This window comes from Magnetospirillum sp. 15-1 (assembly GCF_900184795.1).
Lineage (GTDB): Bacteria > Pseudomonadota > Alphaproteobacteria > Rhodospirillales > Magnetospirillaceae > Phaeospirillum.
This window is the reverse complement of the sequence record NZ_FXXN01000025.1, coordinates 505,640-524,864: the sequence shown is the minus strand read 5'-3', so window position 1 is coordinate 524,864 and position 19,225 is coordinate 505,640. Positions and strand designations below refer to the sequence as shown.

Annotated in this window: 15 protein-coding genes; 9 read left to right on the top strand and 6 right to left on the bottom strand. The window is 64.8% G+C overall.

The genetic code is table 11. From position 1 onward, the window contains the following. From CP958_RS15475 to CP958_RS15450, 6 genes are all read left to right on the top strand, one after another. The coding region (locus tag CP958_RS15475; RefSeq protein ID WP_242442919.1) for a 2-oxo acid dehydrogenase subunit E2 at nucleotides 1-1,001 on the top strand (1,001 nt) is incomplete at its 5' end. A 13-nt stretch (nucleotides 1,002-1,014) separates the two neighbouring features. Then, nucleotides 1,015-1,590 carry a hypothetical protein gene (locus CP958_RS15470; protein ID WP_096703009.1) on the top strand — a complete coding sequence of 192 codons (576 nt, stop codon included), beginning with the start codon at nucleotides 1,015-1,017 and terminating at the stop codon, nucleotides 1,588-1,590. A gap of 42 nt (nucleotides 1,591-1,632) precedes the next feature. Beyond that, nucleotides 1,633-2,079, top strand: coding sequence for a hypothetical protein (locus CP958_RS15465; protein WP_242442918.1), 447 nt, complete (start codon nucleotides 1,633-1,635; stop codon nucleotides 2,077-2,079). A gap of 20 nt (nucleotides 2,080-2,099) precedes the next feature. Continuing rightward, complete coding sequence (gene lpdA / locus CP958_RS15460) at nucleotides 2,100-3,488, top strand: dihydrolipoyl dehydrogenase (RefSeq protein WP_096703006.1); 1,389 nt, start codon at nucleotides 2,100-2,102, stop codon at nucleotides 3,486-3,488. 97 nt (nucleotides 3,489-3,585) lie between these two features. Then, nucleotides 3,586-4,524 (top strand): lipoyl synthase, encoded by a 939-nt coding sequence (gene lipA / locus CP958_RS15455; protein ID WP_096703004.1) that lies wholly within the window; start codon nucleotides 3,586-3,588, stop codon nucleotides 4,522-4,524. 12 nt (nucleotides 4,525-4,536) lie between these two features. Beyond that, nucleotides 4,537-4,965, top strand: coding sequence for a type II toxin-antitoxin system RatA family toxin (locus tag CP958_RS15450; protein WP_096703002.1), 429 nt, complete (start codon nucleotides 4,537-4,539; stop codon nucleotides 4,963-4,965). Nucleotides 4,966-5,169: 204 nt separating this feature from the next. Here the strand turns inward: CP958_RS15450 and CP958_RS15445 are convergent, their stop codons facing one another. From CP958_RS15445 to CP958_RS15420, 6 genes are all read right to left on the bottom strand, one after another. Continuing rightward, complete coding sequence (locus CP958_RS15445) at nucleotides 5,170-5,871, bottom strand: Crp/Fnr family transcriptional regulator (RefSeq protein WP_242442917.1); 702 nt, start codon at nucleotides 5,869-5,871, stop codon at nucleotides 5,170-5,172. Nucleotides 5,872-5,892: 21 nt separating this feature from the next. Then, nucleotides 5,893-6,843: a branched-chain amino acid ABC transporter permease gene (locus tag CP958_RS15440; protein ID WP_096703000.1), complete on the bottom strand. Its 951-nt coding sequence runs from the start codon at nucleotides 6,841-6,843 to the stop codon at nucleotides 5,893-5,895. Between the two features lie 4 nt (nucleotides 6,844-6,847). Then, nucleotides 6,848-7,735, bottom strand: coding sequence for a branched-chain amino acid ABC transporter permease (locus CP958_RS15435; protein WP_096702998.1), 888 nt, complete (start codon nucleotides 7,733-7,735; stop codon nucleotides 6,848-6,850). Nucleotides 7,736-7,798: 63 nt separating this feature from the next. Continuing rightward, nucleotides 7,799-9,013, bottom strand: coding sequence for an ABC transporter substrate-binding protein (locus CP958_RS15430; RefSeq protein ID WP_096702996.1), 1,215 nt, complete (start codon nucleotides 9,011-9,013; stop codon nucleotides 7,799-7,801). An 18-nt stretch (nucleotides 9,014-9,031) separates the two neighbouring features. Then, nucleotides 9,032-9,742 carry an ABC transporter ATP-binding protein gene (locus CP958_RS15425; protein WP_096702994.1) on the bottom strand — a complete coding sequence of 237 codons (711 nt, stop codon included), beginning with the start codon at nucleotides 9,740-9,742 and terminating at the stop codon, nucleotides 9,032-9,034. Next, complete coding sequence (locus tag CP958_RS15420) at nucleotides 9,735-10,520, bottom strand: ABC transporter ATP-binding protein (RefSeq protein WP_096702992.1); 786 nt, start codon at nucleotides 10,518-10,520, stop codon at nucleotides 9,735-9,737. The genes CP958_RS15425 and CP958_RS15420 overlap by 8 nt, the downstream gene beginning before the upstream one ends. Before the next feature lie 528 nt (nucleotides 10,521-11,048). On the opposite strand from CP958_RS15420, the gene gltB reads away from it, so the two are divergent. From gltB to CP958_RS27365, 3 genes are all read left to right on the top strand, one after another. Beyond that, a complete protein-coding gene (gene gltB, locus CP958_RS15415; RefSeq protein WP_096702990.1) occupies nucleotides 11,049-15,677 on the top strand; it encodes a glutamate synthase large subunit in 4,629 nt (1,542 codons plus the stop codon). 1 nt (nucleotide 15,678) lies between these two features. After that, nucleotides 15,679-17,097 (top strand): glutamate synthase subunit beta, encoded by a 1,419-nt coding sequence (locus CP958_RS15410; protein WP_096702988.1) that lies wholly within the window; start codon nucleotides 15,679-15,681, stop codon nucleotides 17,095-17,097. A 330-nt stretch (nucleotides 17,098-17,427) separates the two neighbouring features. Then, the gene (locus CP958_RS27365) at nucleotides 17,428-19,116 is read left to right on the top strand and encodes a cache domain-containing protein (protein ID WP_277948884.1); all 1,689 of its coding nucleotides are present in this window, start codon (nucleotides 17,428-17,430) and stop codon (nucleotides 19,114-19,116) included. Nucleotides 19,117-19,225: the final 109 nt, after the last annotated feature.

The window sequence follows — 19,225 nt, the reverse complement described above, 5'->3', positions numbered from 1 at the left end:
CCCCCACCCCGACTCTCCCCCGGCAAAGTCGGCAGTACKRSMSTCCTCCTCCTCCCCCCGCGCAAGGCGTGGGGGGAGGCCGGGAGGGGGGCAGTACTGCCGGCGACCGCGTCTTCGCCTCGCCGCTGGCCAGGCGCATCGCCAGGGACGGCAAGGTGGACCTTGCTGCGGTCCGGGGCTCCGGTCCCCACGGCCGTATTGTCAAGGCCGACGTGGAAGCGGCCCTCAAAGCCGGTCCCGCCAAGCCGGCCGCCGCACCGGCTGCGGCTCCTGCGCCCAAGGTCGCTCCGGCTCCGGCCGCCGCCAGCCCGTTCGAGCCGGCCTTCGAGGAGATCGCCAACTCCACCATGCGCAAGGTCATCGCCCGGCGCCTGACCGAGGCCAAGTCGACCATTCCCCACTTCTACCTGTCCATCGACTGCGAGCTGGACGCCCTGTTGAAGGTGCGGACCGAGCTGAACGGGCGGTCCGATGCCTACAAGCTGTCGGTCAACGACTTCGTGGTGCGCGCCGTGGCGCTGGCCCTGAAGAAGGTGCCGGCCGCCAACGCCTCGTGGGGCGAAGACGCCATCAAGCGCTACACCGATATCGACATCTCGGTGGCGGTGGCGACGCCCAACGGCCTGATCACCCCCATCGTGCATCATGCCGACCGCAAGGGTCTGGCCGACATCTCGGGCGAGATGAAATCCCTGGCCGCCAAGGCGCGCGACAACAAGCTTAAGCCTGAGGAATTCCAGGGCGGCGGCTTCACCATCTCCAATCTCGGCATGTTCGGGATCAAGGAGTTCGCCGCCATCATCAACCCGCCCCAGGGCTGCATCCTGGCGGTGGGGGCCGGCGAGCAGCGTCCGGTGGTCAAGAACGGTGCGCTGGCCGTGGCCACGGTGATGACCTGTACGCTTTCGGTGGATCACCGGGTGGTCGACGGCGCGGTGGGGGCCGAATTCCTGGCCGCCTTCAAAAAGCTGATCGAAGACCCGCTCGCCATGTTGCTGTGAGGAGGGCCGTGTCATGAGCCGCGAGGCCGTGCACGCCGCCTTCGCCAGCCTGAAGGCCGATTTCCGCGATGAACGTTTTCCCGTCATCGCGGGAAGGCTGGCCGGCGAAGCCCTGACCTGGGGCGAGCGGCTTCTGGTGTTGTTCGCCCATGCCGACCGCGATGCCCTGGAGGCGGTGGACGCCCTTTCCCGTTTCTGGGTGGTGCGCTACCGCGGCATGCCCGAGCCCGCCGATCTGGGCGGGGCGGGGCCGGGACCGGCCTTCATCCTGGGCTTCACCGCCTTTCCCTACCTCGACGTGATGATGGAGGCATGGGAACTGGGCGAGGTGGCCGAGGAACACGGGCCGGACCGCCTGTCCTTTCATTGCCTGTTCGACGGCGAGGACCAGGGGACCCTGGTTACCGCCGAGCGGGGGCCGGGCGGGTGGCGTTTCGACCTGATGGGGCTTTACCGCGAGAAGGCCAAGACCCTGGAGAATTTCATCGAACTGGAGTTCGGCACGTTCGACGCTTTCCTCGACCATTACGTGGCCGAACACGATCTGAGTTTCGACATGGACCAGGCCTGGCGGCCTCTGGCCGAATAATGGAAACCGGGAGGGAGTGAGATGGGTCTGAGAGTGAGGGAGATGCCCCGGCCCCCGGGCATGCCGGTGACGCCGTTTCCCATGGGCAGCGTTGCCGAGCGGTCGGCCCTGGCCGGTCTGGTCGCCATGATCGAGAACAATCCCGCTTTCTGCAATCGCGGCGTCCTGCCGGAAGAGCAGGAGCGCTGCTACCGCGCCGTGGTGGATTCCAAGCGCCTGATCGCCGACACCGCCGAGCTGCTGCCGCCCGGCACGCCGGCCGAGGATCTGCTGGGCGCCATGCGCACGGCCTGCTGCAAGTACATCCGGGAGGCTGATTCCTGGGATCGGCGCACCGGGCGGCGCTATCAGATGCCGACCTTCGTCTTCTACCAGTTGCTGGGAGCCTTCCGTGAATTGCTGGGAGTGCATGTCTGGCGTCTGGCCGAGGCCTACGACATGGAAATCGAAGGCCGCCTCAACATGATCTTCCCCGGCTCGCCGGACTAACGAATTCGCAGGAGTCATCCATGGCCGACAACAGCTTCGACATCATCGTCATCGGCGGTGGCCCCGGCGGCTACGTGGCCGCCATCCGCGCCGCCCAACTGGGGCTGAACACCGCTTTGGTGGAGCGCGAGCATCTGGGCGGCATCTGCCTCAACTGGGGTTGCATCCCCACCAAGGCCCTGCTGCGTTCGGCCGAGGTGTACCGCAACATGCAGCATGCCGAGTCCTACGGCCTGTCGGCGCCCGGCGTCTCGTTCGATCTGGCGAAGATCGTGGCGCGCTCGCGCGGTGTCTCGGCCCAGTTGCAGGGCGGCGTCAAGCATCTGCTGAAGAAGAACAAGGTCACGGTGATCGACGGCACCGCCAAGCTGGCCGGCGGCGGCAAGGTGGCCATCGAGGGCAAGCCGACCATCTCGGCGCCCCACATCATCCTGGCCACCGGGGCGCGGGCCCGCATCCTTCCCGGCTTCGAGCCCGACGGCAAGTTCATCTGGACCTACAAGGAAGCCCTGGTCCCCGACACTTTCCCCAAGCGCCTGCTGGTCATCGGCTCGGGCGCCATCGGTATCGAGTTCGCCAGCTTCTTCAACACCCTGGGCGCCCAGGTCACCGTGGCCGAGGCCATGGACCGCGTCCTGCCGGTGGAAGACGCGGAGATCAGCGCCATGGCCCAGAAGTCCTTCGAGAAGCAGGGCATGAAGATTCTGGTGGGGGCCAACATCAAGGGGTGTAAGAAGAACGCCGCCGACGTCACCGTCACCATCGAGGCGGGCGGCAAGAGCCAGGATATCACCGTCGACCGGATCATCACCGCCATCGGCATCGTCGGCAACGTGGAGAATATCGGCCTGGAGGCCACCAAGGCCAAGGTGGAGCGCACCCACGTCATCACCGACGAGTACTGCCGTACCGGCGAGCCGGGCCTCTACGCCATCGGCGACATCGCCGGCGCTCCCTGGCTGGCGCACAAGGCCAGCCACGAGGCCGTCATCTGCGTCGAGAAGATCAAGGGCCTGCCGGATGTCCATCCGCTCGACATGGGCAAGATTCCCGGCTGCACCTACTGCCACCCCCAGGTGGCGTCGGTGGGTCTCTCCGAGGCCAAGGCCAAGGAGAAGGGTTATGCCGTCAAGGTCGGCCGCTTCCCCTTCATGGCCAACGGCAAGGCCATCGCGCTCGGCGAGACCGAGGGCATGATCAAGACGGTGTTCGACGCCAAGACCGGCGAACTGCTGGGCGCCCACATGATCGGCGCCGAGGTCACCGAGATGATCCAGGGCTACGTGGTCGCCAAGACGCTCGAGACCACCGAGGCCGAGCTGATGCACACCGTCTTCGCCCATCCGACGCTGTCGGAAATGATGCACGAATCGGTGCTGGACGCCTACGGCCGGGCGGTCCATTTCTAGTTTTGAATAGTTCGATTGCGGCCGGGTGAGGGGGGAAGCCTTTGCCCGGCCGTTTGTTTTTCTTGACCTTCCTTCATCGCTGGACGAAATCTACGCCATGAGCGACAAGCCGACTCTCCGCCACCCGGAAAAGGCCCACAAGCCGGACAACATCAGCCCGCGCAAGCCCGACTGGATTCGGGTCAAGGCTCCCACCTCGGAAGAGGCGGCCGAGGTGCGCCGCCTGATGCGGCAAAAGAACCTGCACACCGTGTGCGAAGAGGCGGCCTGTCCCAATATCGGCGAGTGCTGGAAGCATAAGCACGCCACCTTCATGATCCTGGGCGACACCTGCACCCGGGCCTGCGCCTTCTGCAACGTCAAGACCGGCAACCCCAAGGGCTCCGTCGATCTGGCCGAGCCGGAAAATCTGGCCGAGTCGGTCATGGCCATGGGGCTCAAGCATGTCGTCATCACGTCCGTGGACAGGGATGATCTGGCCGATGGCGGCGCCTTCCAGTTCGTGGCCTGCATCGAGCGCATCCGCGCCACCTCGCCCCAATGCACCGTCGAGGTGCTGACCCCCGATTTCCGCGACAAGGGCGACGGGGTGGAGCGCATCGCGAACGCCCGGCCCGACGTATTCAACCACAATCTGGAAACCGTGCCGCGCCTCTATCCCGGCATTCGGCCGGGTGCGCGCTATTTCGAGTCGCTGCGTGTATTGCAACGGGCCAAGGCCGCCGATCCCACCATCTTCACCAAGTCGGGCATCATGGTGGGTCTGGGTGAGGAGCGGGCCGAGGTGCTGCAGGTCATGGACGACATGCGCTCGGCCGGGGTGGATTTCATCACCATCGGCCAATACCTGCAGCCGACCTTGAAGCACGTGGCGGTGTCGCGCTTCGTCACTCCCGACGAGTTCGAGGATTACCGCGCCCAGGCCCGCGCCAAGGGCTTTCTCATGGTGGCGGCGACGCCGCTTACCCGTTCAAGCCATCATGCCGACCGCGATTTCGAGGCCCTGAAGGCCGAGCGCCTGCGGCGCCAGGGGTAGTCAGGGATCAAGATGCCGACCCATGCCGAGCAGCGCGTGCTGCCCTATACCCCGGAGCAATTGTTCGAACTGGTGGCCGACGTGGCCCGGTACCCTGAATTCCTGCCCTGGTGCGTCGCGTCGCGCATCCGCTCGCGCGATGGCGATGTATTCTTCGCCGACCTGGTGATCGGCTTCAAGATGGTGCGCGAGCGCTTCACCTCCAAGGTGACGCTGACCCGGCCCGACCGCGTCGACGTCACCTATACCGAGGGGCCGTTCAAGCACCTCAACAACCATTGGAACTTCAAGCCCCATCCCAATGGGACCGAGCTGGATTTCTACGTGGATTTCGAGTTCCGCTCCAAGCTGCTGCAGACCATGATCGGCGCCCTGTTCAACGAGGCGGTCAAGCTGATGGTCGGGGCTTTCGAGAAGCGCGCCAAGCAGCTCTACGGCTGATCATCCCCCTCAAACGGAAAAAACCCCCGGCGGAGGATCATCGCCGGGGGCTTTTGCCCAGAGGTAGTGCCCCAAAAGTCACCCTCGGGCCCGTCTTCAGTCCCGTTCGTTCGTTCGAGGAGGGGACGGACAAGAATTCGTGACAGGACCAATGTAGGGGAGGGTGTGGCTTGGCGTCTGTGAAGAGTCTCACATAGCGGAAAATCAATCGAGGGAGGTCAGGCCTTCCAGCGCGGCGACCTTGTTCAGGGTGATCTGGCCGCGGCCGAGCGTCACGATGCCGGCCTGTTCCCATTTGGACAGCACCTTGTTGACGCTTTCGCGGCTGATACCCAGATGGTCGGCGATTTCCTGCTGCGACAGCTTGATGGTGGACGCCCCTCCCGGCTTGGCCTTGGTCCCCATGGTCTGGTCGAGCATCAGCAGATGCTTGGCCAGCCGCGAAGGCAGCGATAGGAAGACCATGTCCTCCAACTGGTTGTCGGCGCGGCGGATGCGTTCGCACAGCACCTCGATCAGATGCAGGGCCTGGACGGGGTGGTTGTGCAGGAAGGCGTGGACGTCCTTGCGTTCCAGGGCGATCAGCTCGGTGGCTTCCATGGCGGTGGCGTCGGCCGAGCGCTCCTTGCCGTCCAGCACGGCGATCTCGCCGAACAACTGGCCCGGCTTGATCAGGCCGTAGGTGACCTCGCGCCCCTCGGCCGACAGCACTCCGATGCGGATCAGGCCCTTGGCCACCAGATACAGCCGGTCGCCGGGATCACCCTTGGAAAACAGCGTCTCGCGCGCGTCGACCTTGACCATCTTGGCCTTGGCGGCCAGTTCGTCGAGCAGGTCGGTCTGGACGGACGCGAACAAGGGCGTGTTCGCCAGCATTTCGCGGCGACGCAAAGCGGTTTCCGGCATGGCTAAGTCTTACTCCCCACCTCAGCCAGTAATACCGCGCCGCTTCAGCCACGGCGCCAGAACCCCGATCATACCGCTACGGAACAACAACACGCAAACAACGAAAATGACACCCTGGATTATGATGACCCACGACCCGATGCCGGCGAAGAAGTCCTGAATGGCGACCACCAGGAAAGCGCCCACCATCGGGCCAAGCACGGTGCCCACCCCGCCCATCAGGGTCATCAGCACCACCTCGCCCGACATATGCCAACTGACGTCGGCCAACGACGCCAGTTGGAACACCAGACTCTTCAGCGAGCCGGCCAGTCCGGCGAAGGCCGACGACAGCACGAAGGCGATCAGCTTGTAGCGGCCGACCTCGTAGCCCAGGGAGATGGCGCGGGGCTCGTTGTCGCGGATGGCCTTCAGCACCTGGCCGAAGGGGGAATTGACCACCCGGTACAGGAACAGCAGCGAGACCACGAACACCGCCAGCACGAAGTAGTACATGGTCAGGGTGTCGGAGAGGTCGAACAGGCCGAACAGATGGCCGCGCGGCACACCCTGGATGCCGTCCTCGCCATGGGTCATGGGAACCTGTACCGCCACGAAGAAGCCCAACTGGGCCAGCGCCAGGGTGATCATGGCGAAATAGATGCCCTGGCGGCGGATGGCCAGCCAGCCGACGACGGCGCCCAGCACGGTGGCCAGGGCGACGCCCATCAGGATGGCCAGTTCCGGCGTCAGGCCCCATTCCTTGGCGGCATGGGCGGTGATGTAGGCCGACCAGCCGAAGAACATGGCGTGGCCGAAGGACAGCAGCCCCACATAGCCCAGCAGCAGATTGAAGGCGGCGGCGAACAGCCCGAAGCACAGGCCCTTCATCAGGAACACCGGGTAGACGGCGAAGGGCAGCGCCAGCCCAAGGACGAGCAGGGCGATGATGAAGGGCTTCTGGCGCGAGGACACGGAGGAGGGAAGGGTCATGGCGTCAGGCTCCCTTGCCGAACAGCCCGGCGGGCTTGATCAGAAGAACCACGACCATGACCATGAAGATCACGGTGCTGGCGGCCTCGGGGTAGAAGACCTTGGTCAGGCCCTCCACCAGCCCCAGCATGTAGCCGGTGAGGATGGAGCCCATGATGGAGCCCATGCCGCCGATCACCACCACGGCGAACACCACGATGATCAGGTCCGAACCCATCTTTGGGCTGACCTGATAGATGGGGGCGGCCAGCACGCCGGCGATGGCGGCCAGCGCCACGCCGAAGCCGTAGGTCAGCGTGATCATCACCGGCACGTTGATGCCGAAGGCCTGGACCAGGGTGGGGTTCTCGGTGGCGGCGCGCAAGTAGGCGCCCAGCTTGGTCTTCTCGATGGCGTACCAGGTGCCGAGGCACAGCACCAGGGAGGCTACCACCACCCAGCCGCGATAGATGGGCAGGAACATGAAGCCCAGGTTCCAGCCGCCGGCCAGGGCCGCAGGAACGGAATAGGGCTGGCCCGAGACGCCGTAGCCTTCGCGGAACAGGCCCTCGATGATCAGGGCGAGGCCGAAGGTGAGCAGCAGACCGTAGAGATGGTCCAGCTTGTAAAGGCGGCACAGCATGGTGCGCTCGATGATGATGCCGATCACCGCCACCACCAGGGGTGCGACGATCAGGGCCGGCCAGTATCCCAGCCCCAGGAAGTTCAGCGCCAGCCAGGCCACGAAGGCGCCCATCATGTAAAGCGCGCCATGGCTGAAATTGATGATGTTGAGAAGCCCGAAGATCAGCGCCAGCCCCAGGCTGAGCATGGCGTAGAAGGCGCCGTTGATGAGACCCAGCAGCAATTGCCCGAACAGGGCCTGGGTCGGTATGCCGAAAATGGTCATCATGGCGGTGCGGGCTCCCCCTGAGCAGGAAGGGACGCCGGATTACCCCGGCGTCCCGGCCTCATGCTACTTCTTCACCAGCGAGCAGGTGCTTTCGGACAAGGGCTGGTAGGCCTGATCGCCCGGAATGGTGCGGATGATCTTGTAGTAGTCCCACGGTCCCTTGGATTCGGACGGCTTCTTCACCTGGGCCAGATACATGTCGTGGACCATGCGGCCGTCGGCGCGCAGCTTGCCGTTCTTGGCGAAGAAGTCCGAGATGGGCAGTTCGCGCATCTTGTCGGCGACCTTGATGCCTTCGTCGGTCTTGGCGGCGGCGGCGGCCTTCAGGTAGTGCAGCACCTGGGAATAGGTGCCGGCATGGACCATGGACGGCATCTTGCCGCCGCCCATCTTCTCGGACCAGCGCTTGGACCACGCCCGCGTCTGGTCATCCATGTCCCAGTAGAAGCCGGTGGTCAGCATCATGCCCTGGGCGGTTTCCAGGCCCAGCGAATGGATGTCGGTGATGAACACCAGCAGACCGGCCAGTTGCTGGCCCGACTGGGTGATGCCGAATTCCTTGGCCTGCTTGATGGCGTTGATGGTGTCGGAACCGGCATTGGCCAGGCCGATGATCTGAGCTCCCGAGGACTGGGCCTGCAGCAGGAAGGACGAGAAGTCGGCATTGGGGAAGGGATGCTTGACCGCGCCCTTGACCACGCCGCCATTGGCCTTGACCACCTTCTCGGTCTGGGCCTGCAGGTTCTGGCCGAAGGCGTAGTCGGCGGTGAGGAAGAACCAGGTCTTGCCGCCGTTCTTCACCACGGCGTCGCCGGTGCCGTTGGCCAGGGCGTAGGTGTCGTAGGTCCAGTGGAAGCCGGTGGGCGAGCACTTGTCGTTGGTAAGAGGCGTCGAGGCGGCGCCCGAAACCAGATCGACCTTGCCCTTCTCCTTGGACACTTCGCGCACCGCGATGGCCGCGGCCGTGGTCACCAGCTCGGCGATCACGTCCACCTGCTCGGTGTCGTACCACTTGCGCGCGATGCCCGACGCGATGTCGGCCTTGTTCTGGTGATCGGCGGAGATCAGTTCGATGGGCATGCCGTTGACCTTGCCGCCGAAATCGTCGATGGCCATCTGGGCGGCGACGATGGTGCCCTTGCCGGCCAGATCGGAATAGGTTCCCGACAGGTCGGTGAGCACGCCGATCTTGACCGTGCCGTCGCTGTACTGGGCATGCGCCATGCCGGTGGACAGGGCCAGCGCCGCGGCGCCGAGCAGAAGCCTCTTCATCACCATGTTTAGTCCTCCCGTTAGTTAAACGCCGAGATAGCTCTTCAGCTTATCCATGTTGGCCGCCAGGGATTCGTTGGGGATCATGTCGATCACCTGCCCATGCTCGACCACATAGTGGCGGTCGGCGACGGTGGCGGCGAAATGGAAGTTCTGTTCCACCAAGAGAATGGTGAAACCCTTCTTCCGAAGCGTACGGATGATGTCGCCGATATGCTGGACGATGACCGGGGCCAGACCCTCGGTGGGTTCGTCCAGCAGCAGCATGTCGGCACCGGTACGCAGGATACGGGCGATGGCCAGCATCTGCTGTTCGCCGCCCGACAGCTTGGTACCCTGGCTGGAACCGCGTTCCAGCAGCCGTGGAAACAGTTGGTAGACCTCGTCGAGCGACAGGCCGCCCGGCTTGATCACCGGCGGCAGCACCATGTTCTCCTTCACCGAGAGCGACGAGAAGATGCCGCGCTCCTCCGGGCAATAGGCGAGGCCCAGGCGGGCGATGCGGTTGGACGAGAGATTGATCGTCTCGGTCCCCTGGTATCTCACCGATCCGGTCCGCTTGCCGACGATGCCCATGATGCAGCGCATGGTGGTGGTCTTGCCGACGCCGTTGCGGCCCAGCAGGGTGACCACCTCGCCCCTGGGCACGTCGAAGCTCATGCCGTGCAGTACGTGGGATTCGCCGTAATGGGCGTGCAGGTCCTTGACCGAAAGCAGGATTTCAGGCTCAGCCATGGCCGGCGGCTCCCCCAGCGACTTGACTATGGCCCGAGCCCATATAGGCCTCGACCACCTCGGGGTTGTCGGAAATCTCGGCGTAGCTGCCCTCGGCCAGCACGCGGCCCAGCTTCAGCACCGTGATGGTGTCCGACAGATCGGCGACCACGCTGAGATTGTGTTCGACCATCAAGATGGTGCGGTTGGCCGAGACCCGGCGGATCAGCTCGGCGGTGCGCCTGACGTCCTCGGTGCCCATGCCGGCCATGGGCTCGTCCAGCAGCAGCATTTCCGGGTCCAGCGCCAGGGTGGTGGCGATCTCCAGCGCCCTTTTCCGACCGTAGGACAGCTCGCCGGCCGGAGTGTCGCGGTATTCGGCGACGCCCACCGCCTCGATCAGTTCTTCGGCACGGCTGTTCAGCTCGTTCAGGCACTCACCCGAGCGCCAGAACTGAAACGACTTGCCCTGCTTGCGCTGCAGCGCCACCCGCACGTTCTCCAGCACCGTCAGGTGGCCGAAGACCGCCGAGATCTGGAACGAGCGCACCATTCCCTGGCGCGCAATGGCCGCCGGCTGGGTCTGGGTGATGTCGTTGCCGTTGAACAGGATTTGGCCCCGGGTCGGGGTCAGGAACTTGGTCACCAGATTGAAGCAGGTGGTCTTGCCGGCGCCGTTGGGGCCGATCAGCGCATGGATCGTATGGCGGCGAACCCGCAGATTGACGTCGGATACGGCGACGAAACCCTTGAACTCCTTGGTCAAGGAGCGGGTCTCGACGATCAAGTCGTCTCCCATGCGGACACCTCCCTGCGGCGACCCTGTCCGGCGAGCCCGTGCGGGTGTTTTCCCCGTCTCCATGGTCGCCTGAATATTATTCATCAAATAAGGCCATCAAATTCGCACCCTGTCAAAGCATGGAATTGCTTTAAACCGCCCATCGGGTGAATACCCTATTCCAAGGCTAGGTGAGCAATTGCCGCGAGGTGAAGTCTGTCATCCCCTCGACAAAGAATGAGGGAATTGCTCCGCCATTTTACAAGAGGGGGGTGATGGGGCGGGATCGCCATCCCTCAAGTCTATGAATGTTTCCCCGCGACCCCTGGCGGTGGTGGTGCGCTCGCTGTCAATCGCCGGGATTTACGGAGGGTGGCAGCAACCTACTCTTGGCGAACCCGGCGGAATGCCGTATGAAATCTAACTTGGCTGATCGTCCATGGCGATCGGATGGGGGGCTGTCTGCCCGCCCAAGAGGGACGGATTGGGTGTGTTGGATCAGGCTGTGCGGCTGGTTTGGGGCCGCAGGGCGGTATAAAGGAACACGAAGTGAAGATCAGCGGATTGCCCGAAGCACAGGGACTCTATGACCCGCGCCACGAACACGACGCCTGCGGTGTCGGCTTCATTGTCGATATCAAGAACCGCAAGTCGCACGATATCGTCCGCGACGGTCTCGAGATCCTCGTCAATCTCACCCATCGTGGGGCGGTGGGCGCCGATCCCAAGGCCGGCGACGGTGCCGGCATCCTGATCCAGATGCCCGACGCCTTCCTGCGGGAAGAGGCCGCCAAGCTGGGAATTACCCTGCCGGCCGAGGGCTCCTACGGTGCCGGCTGCGTGTTCCTGCCGCAGGACGCCACCATTCGCAAGGCGTGCGAGACCCATATCGAGACCCTGGTCAAGGCCGAGGGGCAGATTCTGCTGGGCTGGCGCGACGTTCCGACCGATTCGTCCAGCCTGGGGTATTCGGTGCTGCCCACCGTGCCGGTGGTGCGCATGGTGTTCATCGGCAAGGGCGAGGGGATCGCCGACCGCAATGCCTTCGAGCGTAAACTGTTCGTCATCCGCAAGCAGGTCTTCAACAAGGCGCCCGAGGGCTCGGAGCGCGACCTCTACATTCCGTCGCTGTCGACCCGCACCCTGATCTACAAGGGCATGCTGCTGGCCGATCAGGTGGGCGTGTTCTACAAGGAGCTGTCGGACGAGCGCATGGTCAGCGCGCTGGCCATGGTGCATCAGCGCTTCTCCACCAACACCTTCCCGTCCTGGCGTCTGGCCCATCCGTTCCGCATGATCAGCCATAACGGCGAGATCAACACGCTGCGCGGCAACCTCAATTGGATGAACGCGCGGCGCCAGACCATGGAATCCACGATTCTGGGCGAGGATCTGACCAAGCTGTGGCCGCTGATTCCCGAAGGGCAGTCGGATTCGGCCTGCTTCGATAATGCGCTGGAACTGCTGGTGATGGGCGGCTATCCCCTGGCCCACGCCATGATGATGCTGGTCCCCGAGGCGTGGTCGGGCAACCCGCTGATGGACGAGAAGCGCAAGGCGTTCTACGAGTACCACGCCGCCCTGATGGAGCCGTGGGACGGTCCGGCGGCGGTGTGTTTCACCGACGGCCGCCAGATCGGCGCCACGCTGGACCGCAACGGCCTGCGTCCGGCCCGCTATCTGGTCACCACCGACGACAAACTGCTGATGGCCTCCGAGATGGGCGTGCTGCCCGTGCCTGAGGACCGCATCAAGAAGAAGTGGCGCCTGCAGCCCGGCAAGATGCTGCTGATCGACCTGGAGCAGGGCCGCATCATCGATGACGCCGAGATCAAGGCGCAGCTGGCCGGCGACAAGCCTTATGCCGAGTGGCTGGCCCAGTCGCAGATCATGCTGGAAGACCTGGACATCCCGGTCGAGACGGTCAAGCCCGATCCCGCCACCCTGCTGGACCGCCAGCAGGCCTTCGGCTACACCCAGGAAGACGTCAAGTTCCTGATGCAGCCCATGGCCGTCACCGGCCAGGAGGCCGTCGGCTCCATGGGCACCGACACGCCCATCGCCGTGCTGTCGGCCAAGCCGAAGCTGCTGTTCAACTACTTCAAGCAGTGCTTCGCCCAGGTGACCAACCCGCCCATCGATTCCATCCGCGAGGAATCGGTGATGAGTCTGGTGTCGCTGATCGGCCCGCGCCCCAACCTGCTGGGCCTGGACCGCGACGGCGGCGGCAAGCGCCTGGAGGTCCGCCAGCCCATCCTCACCAACGAGGACCTGGAGAAGATCCGCCGTATCGAGGGGCTGCCCGGTTCGGGCTTCAAGGCGGTGACCATCGACATCACCTGGCCGGCTTCCGAAGGGGCCGATGGCCTGGAAGCCGCCGTGGCCGGCATCTGCCGTCAGGCCAAGGCCAAGGTGACCGAGGGCTTCAACATCATCGTGCTGTCCGACCGCTCGGTGGGCCCGGACAACGTGCCGATTCCGTCGCTGCTGGCGGTGTCGGCGGTGCATCACTTCCTGATCCGCGAGGGTCTGCGCACCAAGGCGGGTCTGGTGGTGGAGACCGGCGAAGCCCGCGAAATCCATCATATGTGCGTGCTGGCCGGCTATGGCGCCGAGGCGATCAATCCCTATCTGGCGTTCGAGACGCTGGAGGAGATGCGTCCCAACCTGCCCGAGCCGCTGACCTCCAAGGAGGTGCAGAAGCGCTACATCAAGGCCATGGACAAGGCCATCCTCAAGGTGATGGCCAAGATGGGCATCTCCACCTATCAGTCCTATTGCGGCGCCCAGATTTTCGACGCCATCGGCCTGTCGTCGGGCTTTCTCAACACCTACTTCGCCGGGACGTCCAGCCGGGTCGAGGGTATTTCGCTGGCCGGCGTGGCCGAGGAAACCGTGCGGCGCCACCAGATCGCCTATTCCGATGCCCCGATCTACCGTAACGCCCTGGATGTGGGCGGCGAGTACGCCGTACGCCTGCGCGGCGAGGAGCATGCCTGGACCAGCGAGACCATCGCCACCATGCAGCATGCGGTGCGCTCGGGCTCCATGGACAAGTTCCGCGAGTTCTCGAAGAACATCGACGACCAGAGCAAGCGTCTGCTGACGCTGCGCGGCCTGTTCGAGATCAGGCAGGGCGGCAACGGCATCTCCATCGACGAGGTCGAGCCGGCCAAGGAGATCGTCAAGCGCTTCGTCACCGGCGCCATGTCGTTCGGCTCCATCTCGTACGAGGCCCACACGACCCTGGCGGTCGCCATGAACCGTATCGGCGGCAAGTCCAATACCGGCGAGGGCGGCGAGGAGCCGGAGCGCTTCGTGGCCCTGGCCAACGGCGATTCCAAGCGCTCGGCCATCAAGCAGGTGGCGTCGGGACGCTTCGGCGTCACCGCCGAATATCTGATCAACGCCGACGATATCCAGATCAAGATGGCCCAGGGTGCCAAGCCCGGCGAGGGCGGCCAGTTGCCCGGCCACAAGGTGGACAAGATCATCGCCCGGGTGCGTCATTCAACCCCCGGCGTCGGCCTGATCAGCCCGCCGCCCCACCACGACATTTACTCCATCGAGGATCTGGCTCAGCTGATCTTCGATCTTAAGAATGTCAACCCAAGTGCCCGTATTTCCGTGAAACTCGTCTCGGAAATCGGCGTGGGTACCGTGGCGGCCGGCGTGTCCAAGGCCAAGGCCGATCATGTCACCATATCGGGCTTCGACGGCGGTACCGGCGCCTCGCCGCTGACCTCCATCAAGCATGCGGGCTCCCCCTGGGAGATCGGTCTGGCCGAGACCCACCAGACCCTGGTGCTCAACCAGCTGCGCGGCCGTATCGTCGTGCAGGCCGACGGTGGCCTGCGCACCGGCCGCGACGTGATCATCGCCGCCCTGCTGGGGGCCGACGAGTTCGGCTTCGCCACGGCGCCGCTGATCGCCGCCGGCTGCATCATGATGCGCAAGTGCCACCTCAACACCTGCCCGGTGGGCGTGGCGACCCAGGACCCCGAACTCAGGAAGCGCTTCGTCGGCCAGCCCGAGCACGTCATCAACTACTTCTTCTTCGTCGCCGAGGAAGTGCGCGAGTGGATGGCCCGGCTGGGCGTGCGGTCGCTGTCCGAGCTGACGGGGCGGACCGACCTGCTGGACGTCAATCAGGCCATCGACCACTGGAAGGCCAAGGGCCTGGACTTCTCCAAGCTGTTCCACCGCATTCCGGCCCAGCCGGGCGTGGCCCAGCGCCATTGCGAGGCCCAGGAGCACGACGTCGACGACGTGCTTGACCGTGAACTGATCAATGAGGCCAAGCCGGCGCTGGACGACCGCATGTCGGTCCGCATCGCCCGGCCGGTGCGCAACGTCAACCGCACCGTCGGCGCCATGCTGTCGGGCGAGGTGGCCAAGCGCTTCGGTCACGGCGGTCTGCCGGGCGACACCATTCACGTCAAGCTGACCGGCACCGCCGGCCAGAGCTTCGGCGCCTTCCTGGCGCGCGGCGTCACCCTCGAGCTGGAAGGCGAGGGGAATGACTACGTGGGCAAGGGCATCTCGGGCGGGCGGGTGGTCATCTACCCGTCCAAGGACTTCAAGTTCCCGGCCGAGGACAACATCATCGTCGGCAACACCGTGCTCTACGGCGCCATCGAGGGTGAGTGCTATTTCCGCGGCGTGGCCGGCGAACGCTTCGCCGTACGCAACTCGGGCGCCATCGCGGTGGTCGAGGGCGTGGGCGACCACGGCTGCGAGTACATGACCGGCGGCGTGGTGCTGGTTATCGGCCCGACGGGGCGCAACTTCGCGGCGGGCATGTCGGGCGGCGTCGCCTATGTGCTGGACGAGGCCGGTGACTTCAAGAAGCGCTGCAACCTCTCCATGGTCGAGCTGGAGCCGGTGGCCGCCGAGGAGGACGCCAATTCCAAGCACGAGAATCAGGCCGGCGACCTGGAAGGCCACGGTCTGGTGGACGTCATGGGCGACATGACCCGCGACGACGCGTCCCGTATCCAGGCGCTGCTGCGCAACCACCAGCACTACACCGGGTCCAAGCGGGCTCACGATATCCTGCTGAACTGGGAGTATTACATGCCGAAGTTCGTCAAGGTGATGCCGGTCGATTACCGGCGCGCCCTGCTCGAAATGCAGAAGGCCCAGGAGCCCAAAGCCGTTGCCGGGGGAGGGCGCTGAAATGGGAAAGGCAACCGGTTTCAAGGAATTCGACCGCCAGACTCCCGGCTATGAAAAGCCGGAAGAGCGTGTGAAGCACTATCGCGAGTTCTCCAAGCCGCTGACCAACGAGGAACTGTCCCGCCAGGGGGCGCGCTGCATGGATTGCGGCATTCCCTTCTGTCATCAGGGCTGCCCGGTCAACAACATCATTCCCGACTGGAATGATCTGGTGTACCGCAATCGCTGGCAGGAGGCCTCCGAGGTTCTCCACTCCACCAACAACTTCCCGGAATTCACCGGCCGCGTCTGCCCGGCGCCGTGCGAGGCGGCGTGCACGCTGAATATTACCGACGCCCCGGTGGCCATCAAGACCATCGAGCACGCCATCGTCGAGCGGGCCTTCGCCGAAGGCTGGCTGGTGCCCGACCTGCCTAAGCGCGAGACCGGCAAGATGGTGGCGGTGGTGGGCGGCGGCCCGGCGGGCATGGCCGCCGCGCAGCAACTGGCCCGCGCCGGCCATGCGGTGACCCTGTTCGAGAAGAACGCCAAGGTCGGCGGCCTGCTGCGCTACGGCATTCCCGACTTCAAGCTGGAAAAGGCGATCATCGATCGCCGCGTGGAGCAGATGGAGGCCGAGGGCGTCACCATCCGGGCCAACACCCATGTGGGCGTGACCTTGCCCGTAAAGGACCTGCTGGACGGCTTCGACGCCGTGGTGCTGACCGGCGGTTCGGAAAAGCCCCGTGATCTGCCGGTCCCCGGCCGCGAGCTCAAGGGCGTGCACTACGCCATGGACTTCCTGACCCAGCAGAACCGCCGCGTCAGCGGCGAGGCGGTGGGCGGCGAGGATATCCTGGCCAAGGGCAAGAAGGTGGTGGTGATCGGCGGCGGCGATACCGGCGCCGACTGCGTCGGCACCTCCAATCGCCATGGCGCCGCCTCGGTTACCCAGATCGAGATCATGCCCAAGCCTCCGGAGAAGGAGGACAAGGGCGTGTCCTGGCCGCTGTGGCCCAACAAACTGCGCACCTCGTCCTCTCACGACGAGGGCTGTGACCGTCGCTGGTCGGTGTCGACCGTGCGCTTCACCGGCAAGGACGGTCAGGTGACCGGCCTCGACTGCACCCAAGTGGATGCCAGGTTCCAGCCGATTCCCGGCACCGAGTTCAAGCTCGAGGCCGATCTGGTGCTGCTGGCCATGGGCTTCGTCCATCCGGTCCACGAGGGTCTGGTGGACGGCCTGGGGCTGGAGAAGGACGGTCGCGGCAACGTCAAGGCCGACACCACCGCCTATCAGACCTCCAATCCCAAGGTCTTCGCCGCCGGCGACATCCGCCGCGGCCAGAGCCTGGTGGTCTGGGCGATCCGCGAAGGGCGTCAGGCCGCCCGCGCCGTCGACGCCTATCTCATGGGCTCGAGCGATCTGCCCGCCTGCTGATCGGGCCGTCAATGGAAGAGGGGTGGCTGTTTCAGCCACCCCTTTTTCAATGGTCATACCAGTTCCATCCGGTACAGATTCTTTGTTTCCCCAGGAAACAGTATTTAGATACTGAAATACCAAAATCGAATTCGACAGAATGATCTTGGTAATCTGCCCGCTTTTCTGCGGAAGCGGGTTGGTGTTCTATGCACATCCCGCAAGGGTTGCCTTCTTCGGTATGAGTTTACCAAGTGAGAACTTGGACTTATTGACTAGTTCTGAAGTTCACCATACAAGGGGCTTGGATGGAGGGTCCGTACCAACGGCAACCTTTGGGAAAAGCGGCGAATGTCGATCAGCAACTGGCGCTTTCGGGCGAAAATCTTTCTTATTGTCGTGTTGTCCCTACTGGGCATGGGGACAATCATCGCGGTCAACCTCGCCAATCTCCGCCAGGATCTCATGGCGGCGCGGCAGGTGAAGACCCAGCACGTGGTGGAGACCGCCCACAGCGTCATCGGTCATTTCGTCAAGCTGGCCCAGTCCGGCCAGATGACCGCCGAGGCCGCCCAGACCGCCGCCATCGAGGCGGTGAAGTCCATGCGCTATGCCGGGACCGAATATTTCTGGATCAACAGCATGGCCGGCAGGATGGTGGTCCATCCCATTCGTCCCGACATGCTGGGCAAGGACCTGATGGGGTTGAAGGACCCCGCCGGAAAGAATTTCTTCGCCGCCATGATCGATGTGGTCACCAAGGATAAGGCCGGCTTCGTCGACTACCTGTGGCCCAAGCCCGGCTTCGACCAGCCGGTGCCCAAGGTGTCCTACGTCAAGGGTATTCCGGAATGGGGCTGGCTGGTGGGCTCCGGCATCTATATCGATGACGTGGATGCCGCCTTCCGGGCCGAAATCGCCAAGCTGGGCGGCATCGCCGCCGGCATCGTCCTGCTGGTCCTGCTGGTGTCGTGGTGGATCGGCAACAACGTCATCACCGGCATGAACGGGGTTACCGGCGGCATCCGCAAGCTGGCCGAGGGTGACACCGCCGTGGTGATCGACGGCGCCGGGCGTGGCGACGAGATCGGCGATCTGGTCCGTGCCGCCGAGGTGTTCCGCGAGCATTCCCTGACCATGGAGCGCATGGCGGCCGAGCGGGCCGAACAGCGCCGTCAGGCCGAGGCCGAGCGCCGGTCCACCCTGGCCGGTCTGGCCGGCGAGCTGGAGCGCGGCGTCAAGTCCACCGTGGTGACGGTCAACGAATCCGCCGGACGCATGCAGTCCACCGCCAATGCCATGGCCGGGGCCATCGACAACGCCTCCCAGGAAAGCCAGGCGGTGGCCGCCGCCGCGCAGCAGACCTCGTCCAACGTGGAAACCGTGGCCGCCGCCGCCGAGGAATTGTCGGCCTCCATCCGCGGCATCGGTACCCAGGTCGTGGAAAGCACCCAGATCGCCAGGGAAGCGGTGGATGCCGCCCATCGCACCGATTCCGTGGTGCGCGGTCTGTCCGAGGCGGCCGACCGTATCGGCGAGGTGGTGCGCCTGATCAACGACATCGCCGGCCAGACCAATCTACTGGCCTTGAACGCCACCATCGAGGCGGCCCGCGCCGGCGAGGCGGGAAAAGGCTTCGCCGTGGTCGCCAACGAGGTCAAGCATCTGGCCAGCCAGACCGCCAAGGCCACCGACGAGATCGGCCAGCAGATCGCCGCCATCCAGTCGACCACCGCCGACGCGGTGGGGGCCATCGAGGGGATCGGCAAGACCATCGGCCGCATGGACGAGATCGCCACCGCCATCGCCGAGGCGGTGGATCAGCAGGGCGCCGCCACCCGGGAGATCGCCCGCAACGTTCACGAGGCGGCCGGTGGAGCGCAGGAAGTGTCCCGCCACATCTCCTCCATCAGCCGTACCGCCGCCGAAGCCGGCGTCGCCGCCCGCGAATTGCAGGGCGCCGCCGCCGGTCTGGCCCATGAATCCGAGACCCTGCGCAGCGGTGTCGACCGCTTCCTGGGTGAAGTGCGGGCCATGTGATCCTGTCTCCGGCCATGCGGTCATTGGGGCCGCATGGCGATGGTTGCCCTTGACGCTCCTCAAGGCACGGACGACTTGAAAGGGGCATCATCGCCCGGTCGTTCGCTTC

What these genes read in the sequence shown, in the direction of transcription:
- lpdA (WP_096703006.1), top strand. Translation starts at nt 2,100, where the DNA reads ATGGCCGACAACAGCTTCGACATCATCGTCATCGGCGGTGGCCCCGGC.
- CP958_RS15440 (WP_096703000.1), bottom strand. Translation starts at nt 6,843, where the DNA reads ATGACCCTTCCCTCCTCCGTGTCCTCGCGCCAGAAGCCCTTCATCATC.
- CP958_RS15410 (WP_096702988.1), top strand. Translation starts at nt 15,679, where the DNA reads ATGGGAAAGGCAACCGGTTTCAAGGAATTCGACCGCCAGACTCCCGGC.
- CP958_RS15470 (WP_096703009.1), top strand. Translation starts at nt 1,015, where the DNA reads ATGAGCCGCGAGGCCGTGCACGCCGCCTTCGCCAGCCTGAAGGCCGAT.
- CP958_RS15425 (WP_096702994.1), bottom strand. Translation starts at nt 9,742, where the DNA reads ATGGCTGAGCCTGAAATCCTGCTTTCGGTCAAGGACCTGCACGCCCAT.
- CP958_RS15435 (WP_096702998.1), bottom strand. Translation starts at nt 7,735, where the DNA reads ATGATGACCATTTTCGGCATACCGACCCAGGCCCTGTTCGGGCAATTG.
- CP958_RS15450 (WP_096703002.1), top strand. Translation starts at nt 4,537, where the DNA reads ATGCCGACCCATGCCGAGCAGCGCGTGCTGCCCTATACCCCGGAGCAA.
- CP958_RS15465 (WP_242442918.1), top strand. Translation starts at nt 1,633, where the DNA reads ATGCCCCGGCCCCCGGGCATGCCGGTGACGCCGTTTCCCATGGGCAGC.
- CP958_RS15430 (WP_096702996.1), bottom strand. Translation starts at nt 9,013, where the DNA reads ATGGTGATGAAGAGGCTTCTGCTCGGCGCCGCGGCGCTGGCCCTGTCC.
- lipA (WP_096703004.1), top strand. Translation starts at nt 3,586, where the DNA reads ATGAGCGACAAGCCGACTCTCCGCCACCCGGAAAAGGCCCACAAGCCG.
- CP958_RS15420 (WP_096702992.1), bottom strand. Translation starts at nt 10,520, where the DNA reads ATGGGAGACGACTTGATCGTCGAGACCCGCTCCTTGACCAAGGAGTTC.
- CP958_RS27365 (WP_277948884.1), top strand. Translation starts at nt 17,428, where the DNA reads ATGTCGATCAGCAACTGGCGCTTTCGGGCGAAAATCTTTCTTATTGTC.
- CP958_RS15445 (WP_242442917.1), bottom strand. Translation starts at nt 5,871, where the DNA reads ATGCCGGAAACCGCTTTGCGTCGCCGCGAAATGCTGGCGAACACGCCC.